The 7,344-nt window shown below is 70.2% G+C and carries 1 protein-coding gene; it reads right to left on the bottom strand.

Annotation, left to right across the window (positions count from 1 at the left end):
- Positions 1–7,344, bottom strand: a 7,344-nt coding sequence (locus tag L324_RS18650; protein ID WP_152546905.1) for a type I polyketide synthase, incomplete at both ends; no start/stop codon positions are given.

The following is a 7,344-nucleotide window of genomic DNA, read 5'->3' as shown; positions in this document are numbered from 1 at the left end:
CTGCACCACTACCAGCGTCGCCTCGGCGTCCAAACAGGACACAACACCAGCGAAACGACCAGGCACCAACAACTCCGCCAACGCGGACTGGTCTGCGTGCTCGATGACGACAACCTCACCGAGACCTGCGAGCGCATCACCGTCAGCCAACGGCACCGGCGACAGCACCAGCCATTCACCATCCGGCCGAGCTTCCGGCACCCGCACCGGAACCCACTCCGCCCGATACCGCCAACCCTCGACCACAGAGGACTCGCGGCGCTTCCGCCGCCACGCGGACAACGAAGACACCACGGTGCCCAGGGCCGGTTCGTCATCGATCGCCAGCTCGGCGGCGACCGACTCCAGGTCCTCACGCTCCACCGCGTCCCAGAACGCCGCGTCGACGTCGTCCGGGCGGGTGACACCGGCGGTCCGCGCCGGCGCGACCCAGTACCGCTCCCGCTGGAAGGCATACGTGGGCAGGTCCACGGGGTTCCCGCTCAGCAACGCGGACCAGTCCACCGCGACACCCCGCGTGTGCACCGCGCCCAGCGCGGTGATCACGGTACGGACCTCGGGCCGGTCGGCACGGAGCAGCGGCACGAACAACGCGTCCGTCCCGGGCAGGCAGCCCTGCGCCATCGCCGTCAGGACCCCGTCGGGGCCCAGTTCGACGAACGACGTCACGCCCTGCGCGGCCAGCATCCGCACGCCATCGGCGAACCGAACCGCCTGACGCACGTGGTCCAGCCAGTACCGCGGTGAAGCCAGATCCGCGACGAGCCCACCGGACACAGTGGACACCATCGGGATCATCGGTGCGCTGAACGTGATCTCGTCGAGCACTTCGGCGAACTCGGCGAGCATCGGCTCCATCAGTGGCGAGTGGAACGCGTGACTCGCTTCGACTCGTTTGGTCCGGCGTCCCTTGGCCGAGAACTCGGCGGCCACCCCGGCGACGACCGTCTCGTCCCCGGAGAGCACGACCGACGTCGGACCGTTGACCGCCGCGATCCCGAACCCGGCGGCCGGCTCGATCTCGTCCTCCGCCGCCTCGATCGCGATCATCGCCCCGCCCGAGGGCAGCGCCTGCATCAAGTGGCCACGGGCGGAGACGAGCTTGCCCGCGTCCTCCAGGGAGAACACCCCGGCGATATGGGCCGCGGCGATCTCACCGATCGAATGGCCCAGCAGGAAGTCGGGGCACACCCCCCACGATTCGAGCAGGCGGTACAGGGCCACTTCGACCGCGAACAACGCGGGCTGGGCGAACTCCGTCCGGTTCAGCAGCTCCGGCTCGCTCAGTACCACCTCGCGAAGACGCGACGGCAGGAACTCACAAGCGTCGTCGAAGGCTTGGGCGAAAGCAGGGAACTCGGCATACAGCTCGCGCCCCATCCCGACCCGCTGCGCGCCCTGACCGGTGAACAGGAACGCGGTCTTGCCGCGGCCGGTGACACCTTCGGTCACTTCGGCGGACGGACGTCCCTCGGCCAGTGCGGCCAGCGCCCGCGCCAGTTCGGCGGAGTCAGCGCCTGCCACCACCGCCCGCCGCTCGAGCGCGGACCGGTTCGCCGCCAGCGAGAAGGCCAGATCCGACAACGACACCGCCGGGTCTTCCGCGAGGGGGAGCAGCCGGGCGGCCTGCGCGCGCAACGCGGCCGTCGTCTTGCCCGACAACAGGAACGGCAGCACGGCGGGGCCTTGCGCCGGGACCGGAGGCGCCTCGGCGGGCGCCTGCTCGATGATGGTGTGCGCGTTGGTCCCGCTGATCCCGAACGAGGACACCGCCGCGCGCCGGGGACGGCCGGTCTCCGGCCACGCACGGGACTCGCCGAGCAGCTCGACGACACCGCCACTCCAGTCCACATGGGACGAAGGCGTGCCGGCGTGCAGGGTCTTCGGCAGCATCTGGTGACGCAGAGCCATGACCATCTTGATGATGCCCGCCACCCCGGCGGCCGCCTGGGTGTGGCCGATGTTGGACTTGACCGACCCCAGCCACAACGGCTGTTCACGGTCCTGGCCATACGTCGCGAGCAACGCCTGCGCCTCGATCGGGTCACCCAGCGGAGTCCCGGTGCCGTGCGCCTCGACGGCGTCCACTTCGGACGGTCGAAGCCCGGCGTTGGCCAGCGCGGCGCGGATCACCCGCTGCTGCGAAGGACCATTCGGCGCCGTCAGCCCATTGGACGCGCCATCCTGGTTCACCGCGGAACCGCGCACCACGGCCAAGATCCGGTGTCCCTTACGCCGGGCATCGGACAGCCGCTCGACCAGCAGCACCCCGGCACCCTCGCCCCAGCCGGTACCGTCCGCACCTTCGGCGAACGCCTTGCACCGGCCGTCCGCGGACAACCCGCCCTGTGCGTCGAATTCGACGAAGGCGCCCGGCGCGGACATCACCGTGACCCCACCGGCCAGCGCGAGATCGCACTCGCCGTTCCGCAGTGCCTGCGCCGCCCAATGCAGAGCCACCAGCGAAGAGGAACACGCGGTGTCTACCGTGACCGCCGGGCCTTCGAGCCCGAAGGTGTAAGCCACCCGGCCAGACGCCACACTCGGGGTGGTACCGGTCATCAGGTGTCCCCGGACCCCGTCCGGCAGCGGTGAGACACCGACGGCGTAGCCCTGGGTGGCGGTGCCGACGAACACGCCGGTCTGGCTGCCGCGCAGGGTCGCGGCGTCGATTCCCGCGCGTTCGAACGCCTCCCACGAGGTCTCCAACAGCAATCGCTGCTGCGGATCCATCGCCAGCGCCTCTCGCGGCGAAATCCCGAAGAACCCCGGATCGAACTCGGCCGCGTCGTAGAGGAACCCGCCTTCCCTGACGGAGTCGAGGTCGAGGTCCCAGCCGCGGTCGAGCGGGAGGCCACCGATGGCGTCACGTCCGGACACCACCAGGTCCCAGAGTTCCTCGGGCGAGCCGACCCCGCCGGGATACCGGCAGCCGATGCCGATGATCGCGATCGGTTCGTCGGCGGCGGGGCGGCTCTGGACCACCGGGGCGAGGTCCACGGCGTCCTCGTCGACCAGTTCGGCACGGAGGAAGGCCGCGAGCACCAGCGGTGTCGGGTAGTCGAAGACCAGTGTGGCAGGCAGTTTCAGCCCGGTGACCTGGTTGAGGCGGTTGCGCAACTCGATGGCGGTCAGTGAGTCGAAGCCCAGCTCGCGGAAGGACGACTCCGGAACGACGTGCTCGGCATCTTGGTAACCGAGTACGAGGGCGGCCTGGTCACGAATGATCCGGATGAGTTCCTCGGTCCGGGCGGCCACGGACAGGAGCGCGAGCCGTTGCCCGAGTGAACCGGCCGATTCCGCCCCGGCGGACGCGGCCGTGCGGCGGGTCACCGTCTTGACGAGGCCGCGCAGCAGCGGGGGTACGTCGGCGGCGGTCGCCTGGCCCGCACCGAGGTTCAGGTTCAAGGGCACCAGGAGCGCGTCGGCGCGGGTGCGGGCGGCGTCGAACAGGGCGAGGCCTTGTTCGGGGCTGAGCGCGCCACTGCCCGAGCGGGAAACCCTGGCCCGGTCGGCGGAGCTGAGGGTCGCCCCCATGCCGCCGTCTTCCTGGTCCCACAGCCCCCACGCCAGCGAAAGGCCGGGTAGCCCCTCGGCGCGGCGGTGAGCCGCGAGAGCGTCCAGGAAGACGTTCGCCGCCGAGTAGTTCGCCTGCCCCGGGTTGCCGAAGACGCCCGACGCCGACGAGAACACCACGAACTCGGCCAGATCGTGGGTTTTCGTCAACTCGTGCAGGTTCCATGCCGCGTCCGCCTTCGGACGCAGTACCGAAGCGACACGGTCGGACGTCAGCGACTCCACCACGCCGTCGTCCAGCACCCCGGCGGTATGCACGACCGCCGTCAGGTCCACAGTGGACAGGAGGTCGGTCAGCGCGTCCCGATCGGCCACGTCACACGCGGCTACCGAGACCTCGGCACCCAAGCCGGTCAGCTCAGCGACCAACGCGTCCGCACCGGGCGCGGCCATGCCACGACGACTGGTCAGCAGCAGCTTTCGGGCGCCCTGATCGACCAGATGCCTTGCCACCAAAGCGCCCAGATTCCCAGTACCACCGGTGATCAGCACCGTCCTCGTGGGATCAAGCGGTTGCGGAACGCTGAGCACGACCTTGCCCACGTGCTTCGCCTGGGACATGAACCGGAACGCTTCCGGCGCCTGGCGTACATCCCATACCCGGGACGGCAACGGCGACAACACCTTGGCCTCGAACAAGCCGACCAGTTCGGCCAGCATTTCACCGATCCGCGCCGGACCGGCCTCGATCAGGTCAAATGCTCGATAGGCAACACCGGGGTACTCGGCCGCCACCTGCTCCGGCTCCCGGACGTCGGTCTTGCCCATTTCGGCGAACCGGCCACCACGCGGCAGCAAGCGCAGCGAGGCATCGACGAACTCGCCTGCCAGCGCATCGAGCACCACGTCCACACCGCGGCCCTCGGACACGGCAAGGAACTTCGCCTCGAAGTCGGTGTCCCGCGACGACGCCAGATGATCGTCCGCCACGCCCAGCGCGCGAACCGCGTCCCACTTGGCAGGACTCGCCGTCGCGAAGACTTCCAGCCCCCAGTGCCGGGCAAGTTGCACCGCGGCCATGCCCACACCGCCCGCGGCGGCGTGGATCAACGCCGCCTCACCGGAACGGACGTCCATCAGATCGCGCAGGGCGTAGAACGCCGTCAGGAAGACGATCGGGACCGAGGCGGCGTCCACAAAGGACCACTCGGCCGGAATCCGCGCCACCGTGCGGGAGTCGGTGACCGCGATCGGGCCGAACGCGCCCGCCAGCAGACCCATCACCCGGTCGCCGGGCACCAGGTCGGTGACCTTCGCGCCGACCTCCAGCACCACCCCGGCGCCCTCGATACCCATCAGCCCGGCGTCGCCGGGATACATGCCCAGCGCGTTCAACACGTCACGGAAGTTCACCCCGGCCGCCCGTACCTCGACCCGGACGTCCAGCTCCCCCAACGGCTCCCCAGCCTGCGGCCAGGACACCAGCGACAGGTTCGACAACGTACCCTTGCCGACGCTGTCGAGGCGCCAGGTCCGCTCGTCCGGCGGCACCAGGTCGGCCGACCGCGAAACCCGGCCCAACCGCGCGGCGAACGCTTCGCCGCCACGAATCACGACCTGGGGTTCGTCACCGTTCGGGACGACGGCCAGTGCCTCCCCCGAGCGCGGGTCTTCGTCGACGTCGACGAGGAGCACCCGGCCGGGGTGTTCCGCCTGCACCGTGCGCAGCAGACCCCAGACGGCCGCCGCGGGCACGTCACGGACCGCTTCCCCGGTCTCGGCCGCCACCGCGCCACGGGTGACGACCATCAGCCGCGTGTCCTCGACGGTGCGGGCCCCCAGCCAGCCCTGGACGTCCGCGAGCATCGTCGAAACCAGCTCGGCCGTCGTCCGGCCACCGGAGACGCACTCCACCGTCACGACCGGTGTCGTCTCGCCCGCGGGCAGGGAGATCGGCTCCCAGGTCAGGCGGTACAGCGCGTCCGAGTCGGCGTTCCGGTGCTCCGACAACGCCCGCATGACCAGGGACTCGACCGCCGCCACGGGACGGCCTTCGGTGTCGGTGACCTCGATCGACACCGTGTCCGCGCCGGACGGCGTCAGCCGGACGCGGACCACGGCGGCGCCGACGGCGAACAGGGAGAACCCGGTCCAGGAGAACGGGACGCGGCCGCCACCGTCACCGTCGCCCGCGCGGAGGGCCAGCGCGTGCAGGCCCGCGTCGAGCAGAGCGGGGTGCAGTCCGAAGCGGCCGGCCTCGTCACGGACGGACCGCGGCAGCTCGACCTCGGCGAAGATCTCCTCACCGCGGACCCAGGCCGCCCGCAGGCCCTGGAAGCTGTCGCCGTAACCGAAGCCCGCTTCCGCCATTCCGGCGTACAGACCGGAGACATCCACCTCGCGCGCGCCGGACGGCGGCCATTCCGCGGACCCGGCGCCGGGTCGCACGGAGCGGCGCGCGAGGATTCCGGTCGCGTGGGTCGTCCAGTCGCCCTCGGTGCGCGAGTGGACCGACACCTCCCGTCGCCCGGCCTCGTCGGCCGCACCGACGGCGACCTGCACTTGGACGCTGCCGGAGTCGGGCAGCGCGAGTGGCGCGGACAACGTCAGTTCCTCGACGAAGTCACAGCCTGTCCGGTCACCGGCGGCGACCGCGAGTTCCAGCAGTGCGGTGCCGGGTACGAGCACCCGGCCCTGGACGCGGTGGTCCGCCAGCCAGGGGTGTGTCCGGGCCGAGAGCCTGCCGGTCAGGACCAGGCCGTCGCCGCCCGCCAGTTCCACGGCGGCGCCGAGCAGCGGGTGGTCCGCCGCGCCGAGCCCGGCGCCGGTCACGTCACCGGCCACCAGGCCGGAGATCTTGGGCCAGTAGTGCTCGCGCTGGAAGGCGTAGGTGGGCAGGTCGGCCGTTTCGCCGGGGCCGAAGTACGCGGTCCAGTCGACCGGGACGCCGCGGGTGTGCAGCGTGCCCAGGGTGGTGACCGCGGTGTGGACCTCGGGCCGGTCGCCGCGGAGCAGCGGCACGAACAGGGCTTCGGCGTCGGGCAGGCAGCCTTGGGCCAGCCCGCTCAGCACCCCATCGGGGCCCAACTCGACGAACGACGTCACACCCTCAGCGGCAAGAGCCTCCACACCGTCGGCGAAACGCACCGCCTGACGCACGTGATCGAGCCAGTACTGCGGCGACGTCAAGTCCGCGGCGAGCCCACCGGCCACAGTGGACACCACCAGGATCTGCGGTGCGGCAAAGGTGATGCCGTCGAGAACCTGCGCGAACTCGGCGAGCATCGGCTCCATCAATGGCGAATGGAACGCATGACTCACCTCAAGACGCTTCGTCTTACGACCCTTAGCCGCGAACTCCTCAGCAATCCGGGAAACCACCGACTCCGCACCCGAAATCACCACCGAATTCGGGCCGTTCACCGCCGCGATCCCGAATTCGGAGGTCGGCGCGAATTCATCTTCGGTCGCCTCGATCGCGACCATCACACCACCAGCGGGCAACGCCTGCATCAGACGACCACGAGCAGCTACCAGCTTGCCCGCGTCCTCCAGCGAGAACACACCCGCGACATGAGCGGCCGCGATCTCACCGATCGAATGCCCTAGCAGGAAGTCGGGACGCACGCCCCACGACTCAACAAGCCGATACAACGCAACCTCAAGAGCGAACAACGCAGGCTGCGCGAACTCCGTCCGGCCAAGATCCCCTAGAGGCGGCAGGAACTCGCACGCCGCATCAAACGCCTCAGCGAAAACAGGGAACTCCGCATACAGCTCCGCCCCCATACCAACCCGCTGAGAACCCTGACCCGCGAACAAGAACGC

Origin of the sequence: Amycolatopsis orientalis DSM 40040 = KCTC 9412, assembly GCF_000478275.1 — a bacterium.
Classification (GTDB): Bacteria; Actinomycetota; Actinomycetes; order Mycobacteriales; family Pseudonocardiaceae; genus Amycolatopsis; species Amycolatopsis orientalis.
Note: the sequence above shows the minus strand (reverse complement) of the source record. Positions and strands in the feature narration are given on the sequence as shown.